Source organism: Curtobacterium sp. MEB011, from assembly GCF_030209655.1.
Lineage (GTDB): Bacteria > Actinomycetota > Actinomycetes > Actinomycetales > Microbacteriaceae > Curtobacterium > Curtobacterium poinsettiae.
In genome coordinates this window covers 62,181-81,074 of the sequence record NZ_JARVRN010000006.1, presented here as the reverse complement: position 1 = coordinate 81,074, position 18,894 = coordinate 62,181, and the positions used below count along the sequence as shown (strand labels likewise).

21 protein-coding genes are annotated in these 18,894 nt (G+C 69.2%); 7 read left to right on the top strand and 14 right to left on the bottom strand.

Features of this window, described 5'->3' with window-relative positions; genetic code table 11:
• Positions 1-6 precede the first annotated feature (6 nt).
• From QRN30_RS07660 to QRN30_RS07650, 3 genes are read left to right on the top strand one after another with little or no spacing between them, the layout of a single operon-like run.
• The gene (locus QRN30_RS07660) at positions 7-1,032 is read left to right on the top strand and encodes an ABC transporter substrate-binding protein (protein ID WP_017885885.1); all 1,026 of its coding nucleotides are present in this window, start codon (positions 7-9) and stop codon (positions 1,030-1,032) included.
• Positions 1,029-1,832 carry an ABC transporter ATP-binding protein gene (locus QRN30_RS07655; RefSeq protein WP_042538413.1) on the top strand — a complete coding sequence of 268 codons (804 nt, stop codon included), beginning with the start codon at positions 1,029-1,031 and terminating at the stop codon, positions 1,830-1,832. The genes QRN30_RS07660 and QRN30_RS07655 overlap by 4 nt, the downstream gene beginning before the upstream one ends.
• Entirely contained in the window at positions 1,829-2,638 is an 810-nt protein-coding gene (locus tag QRN30_RS07650; RefSeq protein ID WP_017885883.1) for a class I SAM-dependent methyltransferase, read from the top strand. The genes QRN30_RS07655 and QRN30_RS07650 overlap by 4 nt, the downstream gene beginning before the upstream one ends.
• Before the next feature lie 241 nt (positions 2,639-2,879).
• Here QRN30_RS07650 and QRN30_RS07645 read toward each other — a convergent pair whose 3' ends face one another.
• A complete protein-coding gene (locus tag QRN30_RS07645; protein ID WP_156155311.1) occupies positions 2,880-3,296 on the bottom strand; it encodes a hypothetical protein in 417 nt (138 codons plus the stop codon).
• Between the two features lie 269 nt (positions 3,297-3,565).
• On the opposite strand from QRN30_RS07645, the gene QRN30_RS07640 reads away from it, so the two are divergent.
• Positions 3,566-3,745, top strand: a complete 180-nt coding sequence (locus tag QRN30_RS07640; protein WP_284760796.1) for a hypothetical protein — start codon at positions 3,566-3,568, stop codon at positions 3,743-3,745.
• A gap of 138 nt (positions 3,746-3,883) precedes the next feature.
• On the opposite strand, the gene QRN30_RS07635 is transcribed toward QRN30_RS07640, so the two are convergent.
• A complete protein-coding gene (locus QRN30_RS07635) occupies positions 3,884-4,738 on the bottom strand; it encodes a DUF2510 domain-containing protein (RefSeq protein WP_140449247.1) in 855 nt (284 codons plus the stop codon).
• 693 nt (positions 4,739-5,431) lie between these two features.
• On the opposite strand from QRN30_RS07635, the gene QRN30_RS07630 reads away from it, so the two are divergent.
• Positions 5,432-5,947, top strand: coding sequence for a GNAT family N-acetyltransferase (locus tag QRN30_RS07630; RefSeq protein ID WP_284760794.1), 516 nt, complete (start codon positions 5,432-5,434; stop codon positions 5,945-5,947).
• A gap of 243 nt (positions 5,948-6,190) precedes the next feature.
• Here the strand turns inward: QRN30_RS07630 and QRN30_RS07625 are convergent, their stop codons facing one another.
• From QRN30_RS07625 to QRN30_RS07610, 4 genes are all read right to left on the bottom strand, one after another.
• Positions 6,191-6,853 (bottom strand): ABC transporter ATP-binding protein, encoded by a 663-nt coding sequence (locus tag QRN30_RS07625; protein WP_017885878.1) that lies wholly within the window; start codon positions 6,851-6,853, stop codon positions 6,191-6,193.
• The gene (locus QRN30_RS07620) at positions 6,850-8,142 is read right to left on the bottom strand and encodes a hypothetical protein (RefSeq protein WP_284760792.1); all 1,293 of its coding nucleotides are present in this window, start codon (positions 8,140-8,142) and stop codon (positions 6,850-6,852) included. Before QRN30_RS07620 ends, QRN30_RS07625 begins: the two co-directional genes overlap by 4 nt.
• Positions 8,130-8,987 carry a hypothetical protein gene (locus QRN30_RS07615; protein ID WP_140449250.1) on the bottom strand — a complete coding sequence of 286 codons (858 nt, stop codon included), beginning with the start codon at positions 8,985-8,987 and terminating at the stop codon, positions 8,130-8,132. The genes QRN30_RS07620 and QRN30_RS07615 overlap by 13 nt, the downstream gene beginning before the upstream one ends.
• Positions 8,988-9,092: 105 nt before the next feature.
• Complete coding sequence (locus QRN30_RS07610) at positions 9,093-9,536, bottom strand: hypothetical protein (protein WP_139179885.1); 444 nt, start codon at positions 9,534-9,536, stop codon at positions 9,093-9,095.
• A gap of 445 nt (positions 9,537-9,981) precedes the next feature.
• Here QRN30_RS07610 and QRN30_RS07605 point away from each other — a divergent pair, with 445 nt between their 5' ends.
• A complete protein-coding gene (locus tag QRN30_RS07605) occupies positions 9,982-10,848 on the top strand; it encodes an ATP-grasp domain-containing protein (protein ID WP_056071205.1) in 867 nt (288 codons plus the stop codon).
• A 62-nt stretch (positions 10,849-10,910) separates the two neighbouring features.
• Here QRN30_RS07605 and QRN30_RS07600 read toward each other — a convergent pair whose 3' ends face one another.
• The 8 genes from QRN30_RS07600 to QRN30_RS07565 form a co-directional block, all read right to left on the bottom strand.
• Positions 10,911-11,543, bottom strand: coding sequence for a response regulator transcription factor (locus QRN30_RS07600; RefSeq protein ID WP_159557791.1), 633 nt, complete (start codon positions 11,541-11,543; stop codon positions 10,911-10,913).
• On the bottom strand, positions 11,540-12,757 hold the full coding sequence (locus QRN30_RS07595) for a sensor histidine kinase (protein WP_284760789.1): 1,218 nt from the start codon (positions 12,755-12,757) through the stop codon (positions 11,540-11,542). Before QRN30_RS07595 ends, QRN30_RS07600 begins: the two co-directional genes overlap by 4 nt.
• A gap of 23 nt (positions 12,758-12,780) precedes the next feature.
• On the bottom strand, positions 12,781-13,551 hold the full coding sequence (locus tag QRN30_RS07590) for an ABC transporter permease (RefSeq protein ID WP_017885871.1): 771 nt from the start codon (positions 13,549-13,551) through the stop codon (positions 12,781-12,783).
• Positions 13,548-14,477 (bottom strand): ABC transporter ATP-binding protein, encoded by a 930-nt coding sequence (locus QRN30_RS07585; protein WP_284760788.1) that lies wholly within the window; start codon positions 14,475-14,477, stop codon positions 13,548-13,550. The genes QRN30_RS07590 and QRN30_RS07585 overlap by 4 nt, the downstream gene beginning before the upstream one ends.
• Before the next feature lie 177 nt (positions 14,478-14,654).
• The gene (locus tag QRN30_RS07580; protein ID WP_284760787.1) at positions 14,655-16,475 is read right to left on the bottom strand and encodes an LAVTG motif-containing sortase-dependent surface protein; all 1,821 of its coding nucleotides are present in this window, start codon (positions 16,473-16,475) and stop codon (positions 14,655-14,657) included.
• Positions 16,476-16,602: 127 nt separating this feature from the next.
• Positions 16,603-16,788, bottom strand: coding sequence for a hypothetical protein (locus QRN30_RS07575; protein WP_017885868.1), 186 nt, complete (start codon positions 16,786-16,788; stop codon positions 16,603-16,605).
• An 89-nt stretch (positions 16,789-16,877) separates the two neighbouring features.
• Positions 16,878-17,861 carry a zinc-binding alcohol dehydrogenase family protein gene (locus QRN30_RS07570; RefSeq protein ID WP_284760786.1) on the bottom strand — a complete coding sequence of 328 codons (984 nt, stop codon included), beginning with the start codon at positions 17,859-17,861 and terminating at the stop codon, positions 16,878-16,880.
• Complete coding sequence (locus QRN30_RS07565) at positions 17,858-18,352, bottom strand: MarR family transcriptional regulator (RefSeq protein ID WP_042536897.1); 495 nt, start codon at positions 18,350-18,352, stop codon at positions 17,858-17,860. Before QRN30_RS07565 ends, QRN30_RS07570 begins: the two co-directional genes overlap by 4 nt.
• 44 nt (positions 18,353-18,396) lie before the next feature.
• Here QRN30_RS07565 and QRN30_RS07560 point away from each other — a divergent pair, with 44 nt between their 5' ends.
• Entirely contained in the window at positions 18,397-18,819 is a 423-nt protein-coding gene (locus QRN30_RS07560; protein WP_017885865.1) for an ester cyclase, read from the top strand.
• Positions 18,820-18,894: the final 75 nt, after the last annotated feature.

Below are 18,894 nucleotides of genomic sequence, written 5' to 3'. Positions count from 1 at the left end.
CCCCACATGAGAACCCGAACCCGGTCCACCACGGTCGCAGCAGCGATCGGTCTGCTGGCGACCGTCGCCGTGCTCAGCCTGAGCGCCTGCACGACATCGTCCGGAGCCACCGAGCCGAACCCGCGCACGAGCTCGAGCGGTGGCACGCACTTCCCCGTCACGATCCAGAACTGCGGATCCCAGGTGACGATCACCGCGACCCCGCGACGCATCGTGCTCGTGAACAACGACGAACTCCCGAACCTCGAAGCGCTCCACGCCGTGGACCGGATCGTCGGTGTCACCGCACCGCTGGCTCCGGACCTCTACACGAAGCAGACCTACCGCGAGCTCGCAGACCTCCACGCCCTCTCGACGAAGCAGACGTCGACAGGCGGCTCCGTCGTGTCCCAGGAGAGCTTGCTCGGCGCGAAGCCGGACCTGGTGATCGCACCCGCGAACGCCGTCGACCGGGACGCGCTCCAGGCTGCCGGGATCCCGCTCTACACCCCGTCGGCGTACTGCGCGAACCCCGGTCCCGACCTGAGCCGGACGGCGACGTTCGGCCGTGTCTGGAGCGAACTGCGGACACTCGGCACAGTGCTCGGCGAACCGGCGCTGGCCTCCGATGCGATCGATTCGGGCCGTGCCACGCTCGCGACGCAGTCCCCGAAGGACAGAGGAACAGCCGCTGCCCTCTACGTGTCCTCCGGCGGCAGCGTCCTCTCGCCGTACGGCGGTCCGAGCATGGTGACGCCGGTGTTCCGAGCGGTCGGACTGCGCAACGTGTACGCCGACTCGCACGAGCGCGTCTTCGATGCAGGTGTCGAGGACATCATCTCCCGCGACCCGCAGACGATCGTCCTGCTCTACTCGAGCGGCACGGCGCAGGACACCATCGACAGCTTCCTGACGGCGCCGGGTACATCGGGCCTCTCCGCGGTGCGCCACCACCGGATCGTCGCACTCCGCTTCCCGTTCACCGATCCGCCCTCGACCCTGTCGGTCTCGGGCCCGGCTGAACTCACACGGCAGCTCGACGCACTGCGGTGATCCGCGCACACGCGGTGACGGTGCGCGCCGGACGGCGGCTGCTCCTGGACACCGTCGACCTGGATGCGCCGACGGGCTCCGTGACCGGAATCGTCGGGCCGAACGGCAGTGGCAAGACCACCCTGATCCGCGCGCTCCTCCGAGCCGTCCCCATCCAGGAAGGCCGTGTCGAGATCGACGGACAGGATGTCCGGCACCGGTCACGCCGGTGGATCGCGCAACGCGTCGCGAGCGTGGCGCAGCGACTCGACCCGGACCCGGCGCTCACCGTGGCGGACGAGGTCGCGCTCGGCGGCCTCGCCCAGGTCGGCCCGGGCCGCGGCGACGGTGTCGACCCCGACGAGCGTGTGGCGGCAGCCCTCGACGCGGTCGCACTGACGCACCGAGCCGGCGACTCCCTGGCCGCACTCTCCGGCGGCGAACTCCAGCGGGTCGGCCTCGCCCGCGCGATCGCTCACGGTGCCGACCATGTCCTCCTCGACGAACCCACCAACCACCTCGACCTGCGACACCGGCTCGAAGTCCTCGAACTCCTGCCGCACATCGCACCGACCGTCGTCGTCGTCCTGCACGACCTCGAGGCCGCCGCCCGCGTCTGCGACCACCTGGTGATCCTCGCCGCGGGCCGCGTCGTCGGCTCCGGCCCACCCGCCGATGTCCTCCGCCCCGCGCTCCTGGATACGGTCTACGACGTCCACACCACCCGTCGCGACGACCCTGACGGTGACATCCACCTCACATTCCGCCTGCCAGCACCACCGGCCGTCCCACTCGCCCCTCTGGAAGGAACCACCCCATGACCGAGACGACAACCACCACACCGATCGCCACCGAGGCCGACACCGCGCGGGCACGTGACCTGGCGACCCGGTGGGATGCTCAGCAGACCGCGTACATCCGGCACCGGGCTGAGCGGTTCGCCACGATCGCCCGCGTGGTTGCCGACGTCTGCGCCGAGACGACCGCGCCGCGGATCCTCGACCTCGCGGGCGGAACCGGAGCGCTCGCGGAAGCAGTCCTCGCCGCGGTCCCTGGCGCCACGGCAGTGGTGGCGGACAAGGATCCAGCGCTCCTGGCCATCGCCGCGGACCTCGCCGCCGCCGACCGTCGGCTCGTGATCGCGGAGGTCGACCTCGCCGATCGGCGCTGGGCGGAGCACCCTGCGATCGCGGACGCACCGTTCGACGCCGTGGTGAGTTCGACTGCCCTGCACTGGCTCCAGCCGGGCACGCTCGTCGATGTCCACCGACGGACCGCGGACCTCCTCCGCGCCGGTGGCATCCTGCTCAACGGTGACCACCTGTCCTACCAGCGGGACGAGAGCACCCTGGCCGCCATCGCAGCGCGCGATGACGCCGTGACGCAGCGAGATGGTTTCGCGGCCGGCGCGGACACGTGGGACGCGTGGTGGGCAGCGGTGGCGGAGACGCCGCGGTACGCCGAAGCGATCGCGCGACGCGACGCGGTGTGGGGCGCGGAACTCCACGAAGCGCCGCCGAAGGTGACGCTCGGCTTCCACATCGAGTCGCTCCGCAGCGCTGGGTTCGCCGAGGTCGGAACTGTCTGGCAGTACCTCGACGACCACGTCGTGTACGGCGTTCGGTAGGCGGTACTGGCGAGCGCGGGACGCGTCCTCCGGAAGCCGGATCAGTCCGGCCGGGACGGCGGCAGCGTTCCGCGCTCGTGCGGGGAATCACCCAGTAGTTTCGACCGTCCTGCAATCGATCGATGACGAGCAGGCTCTCGCCTCGGATGACGACGGCCGCTGTTGCCAGTCATGACGGCGGCATCGGCGCTGATCGGGTGAGCGACTCGGTTCCGCACCCGAGATCGTTCAGCGCGCGTGCTCAGAGCGTCCGCGGGGCGAGGTGGCCGTCCTCGGTGTCGTACGTCGTGACGCGCCACGTCGGCCGGCCGTCGTCGACGACGCGCACCAGCTCGACCAGTCGTGGGCCGGGCCACTCCTCACCCGAGGCCTTCACGGCGTCGTAGTAGCTGGTGTCCGTCCCCGTGGCTTCAGCCTTGGTCAGGGTGACCTCGTGTCGCCGCACGAGGCTCAGGTCCGTGGCGTCGACGAGCGCCTCGACACCGCTGGTCGGTTCTGCGTTGGACTCGCCGAGGGCGTCGGTCTTTCCCGGGTCGGTGCTGCGGATCCGCCAGACCCAGTGCTCCGCTCCGTACTCAAGGCGGAGCCCGACGATCGGACCGCCCACGGCTTCGGACTCACCGGACAGGCTGTCGACCCAGTCGCACGGCCATCGCACGGCGGATGGCACCCCGGTGCTCGGCCAGTCGGAGCCCACCGTGCTCGGAGCTGGAGGGAACGCTGCGCACCCAGCAAGCACGATGGCGCTCGCAGTCGCCAAGCTGGCCAGCACCACAGATCTTCCGAAACCCACTGCATCCCCCTCGTGAGGAGCCCAGCGTAGACGAGCGCTTCAGGTACGAACCCGCGGGAGCTCCCCGATCGCCGATCCTGCAACGGCGTATCGCAGCGCTTGCCCCCGCTGTCGGTCGCACGTACGCTGCCCCCATGTGGTGGTGGATCGGAACCGGCGTGGTCTTGGCGGCGCTCCTCGTGCTGCGGTTCGTCATGCACCGGTACACCAACTTCGGCTCTCGGGCGGCGGAGTTCGAGGGGACAGACCCCGAAGTCGCGGAGGCTCTTCGGCAGGCCGAGTCGGACATCGCGCGAGGGCGCATGTTCTTCTGACGCTCCCGGGGGGTCGACCAGCCCCACGGCCGTCCGGCAGCCGCTCAGTGAACGGTCGGCTGCGAGTCGTGAGCAGTCGCGCAACGAAAACGCTGCTTGCGCTCGACGCCGTCCTCGGATCGGCCGGCCCGGTCAGGTTCAGCGGCAGGTCGCTTGGGTGAACTTGGCCGTCGAGACGCCGCTGCGGGTGAAGGTGAACTCGAGCGCACCCGTCTCGCCCTCGCCGAGGGCGTAGAGGGTGTCGTTCGACGACGCGACGACCGTGCCTGAACTGTCGAGGCCGTTGACGCCAACATAGACGCCTGACGGGCAGGCGTCGTACGCGTAGACCTTCGCTTTGAAACAGGAGCCGAACGAGTACTCGCAGCCGCCCTCGAAGCCGTCGTCGCCTCGGCTGAGCCACTTCAGCGCGATGCCGGAACCTGCGTCCTGGAACCCGGCCGGCAGGTCTGGAGAGGTCTCCACCAGAGCAGTGTCGTCGGCTGGATCGGAGGCGGTACGGGTCCCTGTGTCGGGAACATCGACGCTCATGGCCACCATCGCCACGATAAGGGCGAGGGTGGGTATGGCGATGATGGTGAACCACCAGCCCACGGGAAGGACCTGACGGGACTTCCTCACCGGGCGGGGCTGCTCGATGGCGTCGAACCCGGTGTCGCCCTCGTTCAACCAGGTGCGGCCGGTCCAGTACCGCCACGTGTTTCGCTTCCACCCGTGCTCGTGCCAGCCGACGCGGCGAACGTTGTTGTTCGCCCCTGTCTTCGCGCCAGGATCAGGGATTGCCGCGGCGGGCTTCGACTGGGCTGCGCAGTCGCGCGGTCCGGCCACCGTTGCTTCTTCTTCAGAAGACATTTCGACGCTGATCGTCTCGACGTCTTCCCGGCTGGCGCGCTCGGCGATCCATTCGGCGCCGTCCCAGTAACGTTCGCGGCCATCAACCACTGAGGGATACCAGCCAGCAGGCGCAGCAGGTGGGGCGTCGTCGTCGCGCACAGGAGCCTTTCACAGAGGGAACCGTCCAAGCCTAAGAGACGCGACAGGCGCTCAATACCCCTGATTCGGGGTGTCGGGCGGCCGCAATGGCTGCCTTTGAATGTGCAGGGTGATGGAGTGCTGAAGGCGATGTCGCTCGCTGTCGCTGCGCTCATCGCCGGGTTCGAGAACCCGCTGCACACGGCGACCGAGGTCGCAGTGCGCGCGGACGGCTGCAGTTCCACGCCCCTGCCCCGGTCGCGAAGATCGACTGGGTCGCGGCGGTCACAACGGCCGGTGCCCTCGCGAAGACCTGACGGCGGCCGCTCGGCGCGACGTACCGCGGGCTGTTGCCGCTGCTGTTGCGTCCCTGGGGCTACGGTCACGTGCAGGGGTTTCACCAGCTCCTGCGCGGGCCGGAGTTGCGACGAAGCTCTTCCGGTCCGTCCACACGGCTCAGAGGGTTCGTGAAGACCCGGGCGGTGAACGATTCTCTGCCGAGCCGATCTCGGTGTGTCTGCAGTCAGCTGTCGAGTGCGATGACCCACGGGATCAGCAGGAGACGACAGCAGCGCGCCCGATCAGCCCGAGCCCCGTCAGCGCGATGAGCAGGAGCCCCCCACCACGTCCACCATGAGAACTCCACGAGACGAGGATGCCGGATCATGCCCACTTCCGCTCGTGTCCGCTGAGGTCAGCCCGTAGCGTCGTCTCGTGGATCAAGACGTGTTGGCGGTCGAAGCGGCCACGGCCGCGGATGTTCCTTCGGCTCAGGTGCTCATCGACGGTGCGAGGCTGTGGCTCCGCTCGCGTGGGATCGACCAGTGGCAGGACCGGGTGCCGGACGCGGTTCTGCTGCGCGCCGCAGAGCAGGGGAACCTCTTCGTCGTACGTCAGGACCGGGTGATCGTGGCGATGGTCACGGTGTCCGACTCGGACTCCGAGACGTGGGGCGTGGAGGACGATCCCGCTGTGTACGTGCACCGTCTGGTCGTGGCGCAGACGCATCGTGGCAGCCGGCTGGGGCAGCGACTGCTGGTGTGGGTAGGAGAGCGAGCCGCCGGGCGCGGGGCGGCCCTCGTGCGGCTGGATTGCGCGACTGACAACCCCGGATTGCGGCGATTCTACGAACAGCAGGGGTTCCGGCACGTCCGCGACGTGACGGTCAGCGCCCCCGACGGTGGGCGGCAACTCGCTTCCAGCCTCTACGAACGCGCGCTGGCCCGGTAGCCGATCAGGCACCGGTCAACGTGGAGGGACTCGAGCTCGAGGCTGACTCGCACGCAGCGAAACGGGAGATGTTCGCCGAGTTCTCCAGCCGCGAACGTACTGCGCACGCGTGATCGGGGATTCGGAGCGCAACCGCTGACGGACGGGAGGCCCGGTGCCAGCTGGCACCGTCCCTCCAGGCTCGGCCGTCACCCCGCTGGCGCGGTGCGCCGGTACCGGCTGGTGGGGCCGGCCTCCCGTCCGTCACGCGCCGCGCGCGATGAGTCGTTCGTGGTGCAGCTGGAGTTGCCGTTCGCATCGCTGTGCAACGCGCTCACTGTGGGTGACGATCACGAACTTGGTTCCTGCTTGCTGCAGCCGGTCGAAGAGGGCGAGCACGTCGTCTTCGGTCGTCTCGTCCAGTGCGCCGGTGGGCTCATCGGCGAGGACGACGGCAGGGCGCTTCGCGATGGCTCGAGCGATCGCGACGCGCTGCGCTTCTCCTCCTGACAGTCGTCGTGGGCGCTTGCCAGCGAGGTGGCTGATGCCGACCGCGTCGAGCGCCTCATGTGCTCGGGCGGTGGAGTCAGCGCGAGCAGGAACGCCGAGCCGGACGTTGTCGAGCACGCTGCGGTCGCCGAGGAGGCTGTGGTCCTGGGTGACGATGCCGATGTGTCGGAGTCGGTGCTCCGCCATCCTCCGTGCGGTGCGCTCGAGCACGTGGCCGTCGTGCTCGTAGGTCCCGCCGAAGTCGGTGTCGAGTCCGGCGAGGATCCGGAGCAGCGTGCTCTTGCCGGATCCGCTGCGCCCCGTGATGGCCACGGATCGATCGTCGTCGCGAAGGTCGAAGTCGAGCCGGTCGAACAGTGCTCGGATCGATCCGTCGGGCTCGGTGATGGTCTTCGAGACGTCACGCAGCACGATCATCGTGAGGTACCTCTTCGCTGTTGGGCGGTCAGTTCGATGCGGATGGCTCGCCGGCCGAGTGCGCCGTCCGCCACGCACCAGAGGAGCAGGGCGGTGCCGGCGCCGAGTCGAGCCATCTCGCTGTCGTTGGGGAGCAGTGCGCTGGTCGCGAGGAACAGCCCGAGCGCCGCGGTGAACTCGGTGAGGCGGCTTGCGCGGAACAGCCGGTTCGTGGCACTCGGGCTCCTCCCGAGGAGATGGTGCACCCGCGCCACTGGCGTTCGACGGTGATGCAGGAGTCGGTTGAGGAACGCCGTGATGATGCCCACGCCAGCGGTGAGGGCGACCAGCAGCGCGGTGACGAGCACCAGGTTGTCCTGGATGAGCTGGCGAACGAGGGAGAGCTGCACGAGGTAGGCCGGTACTCCGAGCAACGTGTACGACCGGAAGCCGGTGTCGTCTCCGATCGCGTCGAGACGCGCGACGACGTCCCCGAAATCGAGGCTGTGATCGACGGCGAGATCGGCGTTGAGCACCTGGAACGCCAGGCGTCCGAACAGCTCGGGATCCAGCCGGTCGAGTGCTGCTCGGTCGAGTCCGGCGAGTGTTGGCGGGTAGGGCACGATGACGGTGTCGTCGAGGTAGTGGTTTGCCTCACCGCGGAAGTACATGGCACTGTCCGGTTCGAGGAAACCGACGACTTCGAGCTCCTGCTCCTGCAGGATGACCGCTCCGGTGAATCGCTCCCCGAGCTCGTACACGCCGCGGTACTCGTTGCCGAGCAGCACCGGGATCCGACCGGATCCCCAGTCGACAACGTTCCACTCGATGGGCTTGCCGTCCTGCACGGAGAGCCCCGCGAACTCGTACGCGTTCTCGTTGAGCTGGATGGACTTGATGTCCTGAACGCTCCCGCCGGACTCGTCCTGGTACTTCCCGTTGAGCGTGTACTCGGTGCCGTAGCCGACGTCGAAGCGGTCGTCGCCGCGGAAGTCCTGAACGGTGACGGGCTGGTCGTACGAGGAGATGAAGTCGAACCCGGGCTCGTCGTCGATGCGGTCGACGAACGAGGCGACGTCGTCGAGTGCGTGCTCGTCTCGCCGGATCGCCTCGAAAGCATCCGGGCCGAGATCGTCGACCACCGTGTAGAGGTCGACGTCGGCATCGGCGGACAAGCCCTGGGCCACGGCCTGCGAGGTGGACTGGGTGAAGGACGCCACGTTGTACCAGCAGAGTGCGAGCAGCACGAGCAGGACGATCTTGGCGACGATGATCGTCCAGTTGGACCGGAGGTCGTTCAGCAGTTCCATCGACGGGTTCCCTGCCAGAACGAAGCGACGGACACGGCAAGCACGACGGTTCCGACCGAGACGACCACAGTGGTGACGTCGAGGTCGAGGAGGGTGGCCTGCCTGACCACTGCCGCGCCCGCGAGAGCGGTCGTACAGGCGGCGATGGTGATCACGCTGACTCTGGTGGCCGCGCTGCGGAGGGTGCTCAGCGGTCGGATCCCCGTGGTGAAGCGGACGGCGGCAGTGCGGAGTTCCCATCGCCCAGCTTGCAGGCCTGCGACCACGCCGATGAGCATGACGACGAGCACGCCGAGCGTGACCAGAACCGGAGACACGGCGTCGACGTTCGTCCTGCGGTTCGTGCCGTCGTCGACGATCTCGACACTTCGGCCAGGGAACTCTGCGCTGTAGTGGCGGACACTGCTCGGGCCGTCCAGGAGGAGCCGCTGTGGTGACGCCGAGAACCGCGACGGATCGGCGACGATGACGTCATCGGACAGCAGACTGTCGGCCCGGACGCCGAGACGGCCCACCACGTCGTAGGGCTTGCCATCGACGACGATGTCGTCACCGCGGACGGCAACGTCAGCCCCGGCGAGGGCCTCGCCGGGGCGCCCGGTCAGTGCGTGCCCGTCGTGCAGCGGGACATCTGTCCACCGTCCCGACAACATTGCGACGGCGCGGACATCGCCCTCGAGGCGCACGAACACCTTCGTTCCCGGTTCGAATGCGTTCCGGGCACGCATGAGTTCGTCGAGTGTCGCGTTCACCCACACGCTTTGACCGCTGCGGAGATCGTTGCCTTCAGAAGCGATGACACCTCGGCGAGCGTCGAACACCCCGATCAACACCGTCAGCAGCATGGCCAGCAGGAGCAGGCCCGCGATCGCCGTGGTCTGTTGCTTCGTCACGTCTTCTCCTCACGCAGCAGCGGGTGCGAGCCGTCGGCTCGCACCCGCTGCGATGCGTCACCTGCCGTAGTAGGTCTTCGCTGTACCGACACCGTTGCCGGGCCGGTTCGGCCGGTACGGCTTCCACACGGTCACTGCTTCCGTGCCGGACTTGCCCCACTTCCGGCCAGAGTCAGCGATGATGCTGCTGCCGTGCTCGAGCCGCGCACGCGTGTAGTGCTGCACGCCTGCCCAGGTCGTCCAACCATGCGAACGCTTGTGCGTCGTCCCACTGATGGTCTTCTTCTCCGCTGCACCGCGGTGGTTCACCGCCAACACCGACATTCCGGTTCCTGCGCCGTCGACGGTCCCGGTGCTCTCTGACCATCCACCGATGACCCCCTCGCTCCCGACGCCGTCCTGCGCCTGTGCGGGGATCGCGCCGAGGAACACCGCCCCGCCGACAGCCACAGCGGCGAAGCCAGCGGCAACCCGCCGAGATCGGTGATCGTTCTTGCTCATTTCCCACTCCTTCCCGGGAACTGATATCCAGCCCTTCAGTCGTTAACATGCCAGGAAGGGAGCAGCTTGTCGAACGGACCTCCGCCCGGACACGGCGGGCTCCGTTGGTACAGGGGGGTGGCTGGCAGGACGACAACGGCGTCCCGGTGCTCGAAGCCAGCCACCACATGCGGCGACATTCCGAGGACAGGGCTTCGCAACAGACGCACGGCTGCCTGTCGAGACGATCCCGAGCCCCATCCAGACGGTGAGGGCTGCGGTGCTTCTCAGGGCGGCAGGTCACCTTGACTCGTACGATCGTCTCCCAACTGCCTTCGCCACCCGTCCCCACCCGTTCCGACCCGGAGATCCTGATGCGCACTGAACACGGCCCACTCGCCCCCGGCTGGCGCCTGCTGATCGATGGACGTGCATCAGGTCCGTCGCCCGCGGAAGGCGCACGGGCATGAACGGAGAGCGCCAGCGCCTTCGCGTCCTCTACGTGAGTGACCTCGGGTACGAGGCGAAGGGCCGACGCTACTGCGACGAGGACATCTACCTGTCCGGCGAGCTCAGCGCGGAGTTCGACGTCGCGATCTGCCCACCGCTGGCTGCCGAGCACCTGATGGACGCGTTCGACGTCGTCGTGGTGCGCAACAGTGGACCCGTGCTGCACTACCTGGCTGCGTACGATGCGTTCCGCGAAGCCGCGCGGACTCGTGGGATCCCTGTGTTCACGGACCTGACAGGACGAGCCGACCAGAGGGGGAAGCAGTACCTCCTCGACCTGTTCCGAGCCGGGTACCCGGTCATCCCCACGATCGATGCCGCCGCGGACATCGCGCAGCTCCCGGACACCGCGGACTACATCGCGAAGCCGAAGCTGGGCGCGGACTCGATCGGGCTGAGAGTCGTGGGCCGTGACGAGCTCGCCGGGCTGCACTACGACAACCTGCTCGTGCAACCCCGCATCGACTTCCAGTACGAAGTCTCCTTCTACTACGTGGACCACGTCCCGCAGTACGCGCTCAACGCTCCCGACCCGACGAAACGGTGGGAGTTGCAGCAGTACCGCGCGAGCGATGACGACTGGGCCTTCGCGCAACAGTTCATCGGGTGGAACACGATCGAGCACGGTGTCCAACGCGTCGATGCCTGCCGCACCCGAGACGGAGCACTGCTCCTCGTGGAGCTGGAAGACCTCAACCCGTACCTGTCGCTCGACCTGCTCGACGAGCGCACCCGGACGTCCTTCGTCGCCGCGGTGAAGGAGTCCGTGCGGGCGTCGGCAGGGAAGCGACAGGCGGAGCCGCTCCGTCGATCGGCTGACTGACGCCTGCGACCGCCGCCGAACCGCGAAGGACCGGACCGAGCGCCGATCGTTCCGCGACCGGATCAGGGCCGTCCCGTGCCGAGCAGCCAGCCGTTGTCCGCCGCGATCCGCAGTGCCTCGGTCGCGTTGCGCGCCGCGGTCTTCCCGATCGCGGACGACAGGTGGTTCCGCACGGTGCCCTCGGACAGGTGCAGCGTGCCGGCGACCCCGGCCACGGTCGGCGCCGTGCGGAAGGCGATGAGCACGTCGGTCTCCCGAGGGCTGAGCGGGGAGGGCCCGGCAGCGAGGGACTCGGCGGCGAGCACGGGGTCGACGACACGGAAACCCCCTTCGACACGGCGCACGGCATCGGCGAGGTGTTCGGCGGGGGTGTCCTTCACGACGAACCCGGCTGCCCCGGCTTCGAGCGCTCGCCGGAGGTACCCGGGTCGGCCGAACGTCGTGACGATGAGCGAGCGGCAGGTCGGCAGCTCGCGAGCCAGGATCGACGCCGCCGTGAGGCCGTCCGCCCCCGGCATCTCGACGTCGAGCAGGGCCACCGTGGCGCCGGACGCCCGTGCTGCGTCGAGCACTTCGTCGCCACGGGCCACCTGGGCGACGACCGCGATGTCCCGTTCGAGCGAGAGCAGCGAGGCGAGTGCGCCACGGACGAGCGCCTGGTCGTCGGCGATGAGCACTCGGATCACCTCGGTCATCGTCGACTCCTCTCGACCCGGAGCAGGAATCCGCCCAGGTCGCTCGTGCCGGTGGTCAGGACCGCTCCGACCGCTTCCGCGCGTTCCCTGAGGCCGCGGAGCCCGTTCCCGCCGAGCACGGCCGCGGTCGACGGGGGAGCGAGCACCCCGGTGCCGTCGTCCTCGACCGTCAGCGCAGTCCGGGTCAGCGTCACGCGGACCCGGCTCGCGGCGGCGTGCCGGACGATGTTCGTGACGCCTTCTCGGAGGACCCACGCGAAGAGGCTCCGAACGTCATCGGCTGCTGCGTCGGCGTCCCGGGGGAGTGCTGCGTCGATGGCTGCGGCCTCGAGTGCTGCTCGCGCCGACACGAGTTCGGCGTCGAGGTCGGCCTCGCGGTAGCCGCTGACCGCGCGTCGGAGCCCCTGCAGTGCTTCGCGCGAGAGCCGTTCGACGTCCTGCATCTCGGTCTTCGCCCGGGCCGGGTCGACGTCCACCAACCGCGTGGCGAGCTCGGACTTCATCGCGACGACGGTCAGGGAGTGGCCGAGCACGTCGTGCAGGTCGCGGGAGAACCGGGCGCGTTCCTCGACGACGGCGAGGCGGGTGATCTCGTCCTGCGCGACCCCGAGCCGTTGCTCCGCCTCGCGTTGCCGTCCGAAGAACAGCATCGAGGCCCCGACGGACACGGTGATGACCGGGGCGAAGAGGATGCCGTTGTCCACGGCGTTGCCCCAGCCCGTGCTCACGGCGACGAGGAGTTGCGCGGCGACGATCCCGAGCACCACGACAGCGGCCACCCAGAACCGCTCGGCGACGAACCCGGAGAGTGCAGCGATGAGCAGCCAGGTCCAGACCGCGAGCGGCCCGACCACGAGGAGCAGGAGCCCGGCGAGCAGCGCGACCCCGGCCAGCACGAGCACCCGCTCGCGCAGGTTCCGTCGCCACATCAGCTCCGGTGCGAACAGGTACGCCGCGTACACGACGGCGAGGGCGATGGAGGAGACGACGTGCGCGCGGAGGCTCCGTCCGTCGGTCCAGACGGCGATGATCTCGAGCACCTGCCACAGGAGCGCGAACACCGCGCCGGTGTACCACCGACGGCGTCCGATGCGGATGTCGTCGTCACTCGCCCCCGGCGGGACGGCCCACGGGAACGAGCGTGGGGATGGCCGGGAGGCGCGTGGCGCGTCGTCCGTGCCACTTGCGTCGGTCGTGCTGGTCGCCTCGGACATCGGTGCCAGCGTAGGGCCGTCGGTCACTGCCGTGCAGCGTCGCGGCGGTAGCGCCACACGATCACCGCGGCCAGCACGATCGCCCAGCACGCCAGGACCATCGCGGGTTCGACCATGCCCGAGGAACCGGTGGCCCCGGCCCCCATCTGTCCGATCCGGTTCAACCAGTACGAGGGCAGCAGGTGCGCGACGGTCCCCATCCACTCCGGCATCACCGACAGCGGGACCCACAGACCGCCGAGGATCGCCATGCCCATGAACACCACCATGAAGAGCGGCTGCGCGAAGGACGGCTTCGCGAACTGTCCGATCAGGATCGCGATGAGCGCGAACGGGATCACTCCGCACCAGATGCCGAACCCGGCGGCGAACCAGCGCAGCGGGTCGAGCGAGGCGTGCATGCCGACGGTCGCGACGAGCACCGTGATGACGATCGACACCGCGGCGAAGGCCATCGCGGCGATCACCTTCGACACCATGAAGCCCCACCCGGAGAGCGGCGTCACCCGCAGCTGCCGGTTCCAGCCGATCGATCGCTCGTTGACGATCGCGAACGCCTGGCTGAGCGCGGCCATCATCGCACCGTACGCGGCCATCTGCAGCGTCGTGACGACGAGGTACTGCAGACGGGTCGTCGGGTCGGTCTGGGAGCCGAAGGCCGAACCGAACACGAGCAGCATGATCACCGGGACGGCGAAGGTGAACACCATCGCACGGACGTTGCGGAGCTGCCGCTTCGTCTCGAGGTAGACGTAACGGATCGGCATCCGGCCGGACGCGGTGACGGTGGTCATGCGGGGATCCCTTCGGGAGCGGTGTCGGTGGTGGCGGGGTCGGCAGTGAGCGCGAGGAAGGCGTCGTCCATGGTCGAGGCGACCACCTGGATGTCGTGCGCCTGCGGGAACGACGTGAGCAGGGCCCGGAGGGTGTCGTCGCTGCGGTCCGAACGGAGCGTGACGGAGTCGTGCCGGGCCTCCAGGCTGCGGACACCGGGGAGACCGCGCAACGCGACGTGCGCGTCGGTGCCGACCCCGGAGAACCGGACCGCACGCGTGGCGGTGATCGCCTTGATCTGGACGGGTGTGCCGTCGGCCACGATCCGACCGGCGCGCATGATGACGATGCGGTCGGCGAAGGTGTCGGCCTCGTCGAGGTAGTGGGTGGCGAAGACGACCGTGCGCCCGGCGTCGGTGAACTCGCGCATCGAGGACCAGAACGTGTGCCGCGCCTCGACGTCCATCGCCGCGGTCGGTTCGTCGAGCACCAACAGGTCGGGGTCGGAGACCACGGCGACCGCGAACCTCGCCCGCTGCAGCTGACCGCCGGAGAGCTTGTTCACCCGGCGGCCGGCGATCTCGGTGCAGCGCGCACGGCGGAGGGCCTCGTCGACCGACATCGGACGACGGTGCGCTGCAGCAACCAGGGCGACCGCGTCCCGGACCGTCATGTCCGGCAGGAGCGCGCCGCCCTGGAGCATCGCGCCGACCCGCCCCGTGACCACCGCGGCGCGGGGCTCCTCACCGAAGAGCCGGGCCCCGCCGCTCGTCGGCACGGACAGCCCGAGCGCGAGGTCGACCGTCGTGGTCTTGCCGGCGCCGTTCGGGCCGAGGAGGGCGACGACCTCGCCCGGACGGATCGTCAGGTCGACGCCGTCGACCGCAGCCACCTCGCCGAAGCGTTTGCGGAGGTCGCGGAGCTGGATGACCGGTGTGTCGTTCATGGGACCCAGCCTCGTGCAGCCCCGCGTGCGGTGCCTTGGCCGGACGTCACGATCCCGGCATGACATCTGTCACTGGTGGCCGAGGTCCGCGGCTCGGTCGAGTCCCTGACCCTGGGGCGCCGGCGTGGGGCCCACCTCCAGGCACGGCCGTCACCCCGCTGGCGCGGTGCGCCGGCGTCAGTCGGTGTGACGACGCAGGCGACGGCGGCGACGCAGCACCAGGGTCCCGGCACCGGCCAGGAGGAGCAGCGTCGCGAGCAACGCCGGTCCGGCAGGCGACTGTGCACCGGTCGCGGCCAGCGTGCCCGTCGCCCGGGCCGTCGGTGTGCCCACACCCTGCGTCGCCGGAGTCACCGCCGGCGTCGTCGTCGGGGTCGGCGTGGGCTCCGCAGTGGGCGTCGCGGTCGGTCGTGGCGTGGCTGCAGCGATCAGCGGGCTCTCGGTCATCGCCGTGCCGGTCAGGCAGTGCTTGAGCTCGGTCTCCTTGACCCAGTGCGACCCTGCAGCGACTGCACGGCACCCGGGGGCGAACGCGATCTCCCGCTCGTTGTAGAGCATGCGCACGAGTGGCGTGTAGGCCGCTCCGGTGGCGGGGTCGATGCCTGCTCGCGAGACGACGTCCCACTGCACGTTCGCAGCCATCGGCGTCACCGCAGAACCTCGCCACGGGTTGGTGGCGTACCCGTAGACGTCGGCGTCGGATGCCGGAGCAGCGTTGTCCGGCGCGGCGACGGTGGAACCCGGCAGCCGCAGCAGCGCCGCGAACGGGATGATCGTCTCGGCGTGCGCGAAGCGGAAGGTCGCGACGACGTCGCCGCCGGCGACGCGGGCGTCGATCGTGGCGAAGAAGTCGTCGAGCAGGGGCTCGGCGATCGAGTAGGTCTCGTCGTGCCCGGCGAGGCTCGGGCCCTTCTCGTAGAAGTCCTCGGCGTCGAGCAAGTAGGCGAACCACTCGGCATCCGCCGGCCGGCCGGCGAAGTACTGCGCGAAGTCGAACCGGTGCGGGGCGACGTTCTCCACCTGCATGTCGGCCGCGATGATGTACAGGTTGTAGAGCGACATCGCCGCATCGACGGTGCTCTTGATCGACTTCTTCGGGTCGCCGCAGGCATCGGGATCGGCCTTCGTGTCGGCGCCGGGCGCGCACGCCACCGCGCCGCCCTTGGAGCCGTCGGCGGTGTTGTACCAGGTGTGTGCCTTGTCGGTGCCGATCTCGGCGATGAACCCGGGCGTGAAGATGCCGGAGAGCAGGTCCTGCGCCGCCTGGACCGATCGCGGCTTCGCCTCGATGTACCGCAAGGCCGCAGCGATCGTGCCGCCGTCACCGGTCTGTTCGGCGATGTAGTCCTCGTACGCCTGGGCGCGCTGGCGCTCGGGTGACCCCTCGGCCTTGTCGGTGCCGTCCGGGTTCTCGACCTCGTGGAAGTAGAGCAGGTCGGGGCGCGGTTCGAGCTTGACAGCAGGGGCACCGAAGCCCCGCAAGAAGTTCTCGCCGGACTCCGTGGCGCGAGACTCGCCCGACGTCTCGGCGACGACACGCCCGCCCGTCTTCGCCGCACGGGCGAACAGCTGCTTGTTGCGCTGCGCGGCTCGCGCTCCGATGCCCTGGTGCTGGGCTGCACCCTGACCGGTGAGCATGCCGTAGCCGTTCGCGACGTTCGCCGCCGTGATGGCGTCGAGGTTCGCGGAGAACTCCTTCCCGATCGCAGGCGTCAGGAACCCGTTCTCGGCCTGCGCGGTCGCGGCGAGACGGTGCAGCAGCGCGTCGTACTTGTACGCGGAGAGCCCCCGGGAACCGTGCCGGGCGACCGACTCCGTGGCGACGGGGGAGTAGCCCGTCGGGGCAGGCGAGTAGGCGTCGATGTCCGACTGGCTGGGGGCGATGTAGGGCTGCTTGCTGCTGGTGAAGCTGGCCTCGTCGGCGTGCGCCGGTGTCGCGAACACCAGCGAGGCGACGGCAGCGACGGCAACGCAGGACAGTGCGGTGCGGGTGTTCATGGGTCCTCCGGTATCGGGACCCTCGGGCGGCGGTCCGACCAGCAGAGTTAGTGCCAGCGGGTGAACAGCCCTTGACCTGGAGGTGACCGGACGGTGCTGCCGGACACGGCAGCACCGTGGGACCTGCCTAGCTGGGCCCGGATCGTCGGGTCAGCTTCGAGCTGACGACGCCGTAGAGCAGCCAGGCGACGACAACGACGAGTGCGACCGTGCCGTACATCGCCGGCAGGGCGCCCTGCACCAAGAACGGCACGAGCAGGAGACTGACCAGGCCGAGGATGGCCAAGGTGGTCTTGTAGCTGCGAGGAGACATCAGACCTTCCTGACTTGCACTGGCTGGCGCCCTTGTCGAGGACGAACGGGTTCCACCCCGAGAGCGGGGTTACGGAGAACCCGTACCCATCATCGGATGGTGACGACGAGCTTGCCTGACCGGGTCCCGTCCTCCATGTCGCGGTGGGCCTGAACGATCTCCTCGAGCGCGTACACCTTCGCGATCGGGACCTGCACGGTGCCGGCTGCGACGGTGTCGAGGAACGCCTGCAGTACCGATGCCGGCAGGTCGCTCGCTTCGCCGGAGTACGCGGTGAGGCGCACCCCGTTGGGGATCACCGCCATCGGGTAGAAGTCGGGGATGGTCCAGACGTCGGAGAGCATCCCGCTGAACGACACGGTGCCGTGGACGGCTGTCGCCCGGAGTGTGTCGGGCAGCGTGCCGGTGCCGATCAACTCGACCGCTCCGTTGACGCCGTCCGGCACGATTCGACGGACCGTGTCGGCGATCCTGCCCGAGTCCACCACGACGTGGTCCGCACCAGTGGCGTGCAGTCGCTCGGCGCGGTCCGGGTTGCGAGTGGTGGCGATGACGGTCATGCCCTGCTGCTTCGCCAGCACGATGCACGCCAGGCCGATCGACGACGTGCCACCGCGGATCAGGATCGTGTCGCCCCGGCGGGCACCGACGCCCACGGTGAGCGACCCGTGCGCGGTCTGCAGCATCTCGGGGACGGCACCGAGCACGGACCAGTCGAGGCTGCTCCGGAACGGCACGACGCTGCTGGCCGGAACGACGGTGTACTCGGCGTAGCCCCCGTCGAAGTCGCGACCCATCCCGCCCATCAGTCCGGCTACTTGGGTACCGGCGGGGAACTCTCCACCTGGGACTGCCTCCACGGTCCCGACGGCTTCGATCCCGGGCACCCGTGGGAAGGTCCCGGAATGGCCCATGCCGCGGCGGAAGTGCAGCTCGGACCGGTTGAGCCCGAACGCTTCCACACGGATCAGCACCTGGCCCGGGCCTGGGATCGGGACCGGCAGCTCACGGAGGTGCAACACGTCGGGGCCACCGGGTGCGTCGATCACGACGGCCCGCATGGTCGCCGTCATCGCCTTGCCTCCAACGTCGACTGCAGGCGCTCGAGTGCCGCGATGCCGTCTGCGATCGCCGCGGCATCGGCATCCGAGAGCACGGCGTCCAGCGCTTGGTCGAACCGCTCGTCCGCGAGGGCGAAGGCGTCTCTCCCCTGGGGCGAGAGCACGCTCCGGACACTGCGCCGATCGTCCGGGTCCGTCGAACGTTCGAGGAAACCATCGGCGGCGAGCCGGTCGAGCAAGCGACTGGCTGCAGCGATCGACGTCCCGACGCCGGTCGCGACGTCCTGCACCCGGGCGCCCGATGGGGCTGCCTGGACGATCCGCAACACCTCCAGTCGGGCCAGGCTCAGCACGCCCTCGCCCCGCATCCGCTTCTCGACCGCGTTCCACACGTCGGTCTCGTGCCGCACCAGCGCGGCGAAGTACTCCCGCAGACGCGCCGCTCGCCCAGCCCGGTCATCCGGGGCGTCGATTCCAGGGAGGGGTGCGAGGTCCGTGCTCATGCTTCGACTCTACGGCATCTACTTGCTATGTAAAGTAGTTGTCCATGACCACAGACACACGCCTCTCCTTCCTGCGATTCGTCGACTTCATCAACAGCGCCGACCCGTCCATCGGTGAGACGGTCATCGCACCCGAAGCGGCGTTCTTGACGCCGTTCTCGCCCGAGCCGCTGCGCGGGCTGCCGGGGTACATGCAGATCCTGACGATCATGCGGGGCGCGTTCTCCGACATCCAGTGGAGCACCGACCGGATCGTCGTCGAGGGCGACGAAGTCGCAGCATGTTTCGAACTGCGCGGCACGCACGACGGCGAGTTCCTGGGTGTCCCCGCTACGGGGAGGACGGTGGTTGCGAACGCGAGCAACTTCTACCGTTTCGACGAGGGACTGATCGTCGACGAGGTCGGCCAGCCGGACGTGCTCAGCATCCTCGGGCAGATCGGGGCGCTCCCGTCGGCAATCAGGTGAACGGTCAGGGTGCGATCGGCTTCGCGCGACACGGGGCGGCTGCCCGGTGGGTCAGTGGTACTCCGTGACGATCGC

What these genes read in the sequence shown, in the direction of transcription:
- QRN30_RS07595 (WP_284760789.1), bottom strand. Translation starts at nt 12,757, where the DNA reads ATGTCCGAGGCGACCAGCACGACCGACGCAAGTGGCACGGACGACGCG.
- QRN30_RS07620 (WP_284760792.1), bottom strand. Translation starts at nt 8,142, where the DNA reads ATGGAACTGCTGAACGACCTCCGGTCCAACTGGACGATCATCGTCGCC.
- QRN30_RS07560 (WP_017885865.1), top strand. Translation starts at nt 18,397, where the DNA reads ATGACCACAGACACACGCCTCTCCTTCCTGCGATTCGTCGACTTCATC.
- QRN30_RS07600 (WP_159557791.1), bottom strand. Translation starts at nt 11,543, where the DNA reads ATGACCGAGGTGATCCGAGTGCTCATCGCCGACGACCAGGCGCTCGTC.
- QRN30_RS07650 (WP_017885883.1), top strand. Translation starts at nt 1,829, where the DNA reads ATGACCGAGACGACAACCACCACACCGATCGCCACCGAGGCCGACACC.
- QRN30_RS07575 (WP_017885868.1), bottom strand. Translation starts at nt 16,788, where the DNA reads ATGTCTCCTCGCAGCTACAAGACCACCTTGGCCATCCTCGGCCTGGTC.
- QRN30_RS07625 (WP_017885878.1), bottom strand. Translation starts at nt 6,853, where the DNA reads ATGATCGTGCTGCGTGACGTCTCGAAGACCATCACCGAGCCCGACGGA.
- QRN30_RS07660 (WP_017885885.1), top strand. Translation starts at nt 7, where the DNA reads ATGAGAACCCGAACCCGGTCCACCACGGTCGCAGCAGCGATCGGTCTG.
- QRN30_RS07585 (WP_284760788.1), bottom strand. Translation starts at nt 14,477, where the DNA reads ATGAACGACACACCGGTCATCCAGCTCCGCGACCTCCGCAAACGCTTC.
- QRN30_RS07570 (WP_284760786.1), bottom strand. Translation starts at nt 17,861, where the DNA reads ATGACGGCGACCATGCGGGCCGTCGTGATCGACGCACCCGGTGGCCCC.
- QRN30_RS07640 (WP_284760796.1), top strand. Translation starts at nt 3,566, where the DNA reads ATGTGGTGGTGGATCGGAACCGGCGTGGTCTTGGCGGCGCTCCTCGTG.
- QRN30_RS07590 (WP_017885871.1), bottom strand. Translation starts at nt 13,551, where the DNA reads ATGACCACCGTCACCGCGTCCGGCCGGATGCCGATCCGTTACGTCTAC.
- QRN30_RS07610 (WP_139179885.1), bottom strand. Translation starts at nt 9,536, where the DNA reads ATGAGCAAGAACGATCACCGATCTCGGCGGGTTGCCGCTGGCTTCGCC.
- QRN30_RS07580 (WP_284760787.1), bottom strand. Translation starts at nt 16,475, where the DNA reads ATGAACACCCGCACCGCACTGTCCTGCGTTGCCGTCGCTGCCGTCGCC.
- QRN30_RS07565 (WP_042536897.1), bottom strand. Translation starts at nt 18,352, where the DNA reads ATGAGCACGGACCTCGCACCCCTCCCTGGAATCGACGCCCCGGATGAC.
- QRN30_RS07605 (WP_056071205.1), top strand. Translation starts at nt 9,982, where the DNA reads ATGAACGGAGAGCGCCAGCGCCTTCGCGTCCTCTACGTGAGTGACCTC.
- QRN30_RS07615 (WP_140449250.1), bottom strand. Translation starts at nt 8,987, where the DNA reads ATGCTGCTGACGGTGTTGATCGGGGTGTTCGACGCTCGCCGAGGTGTC.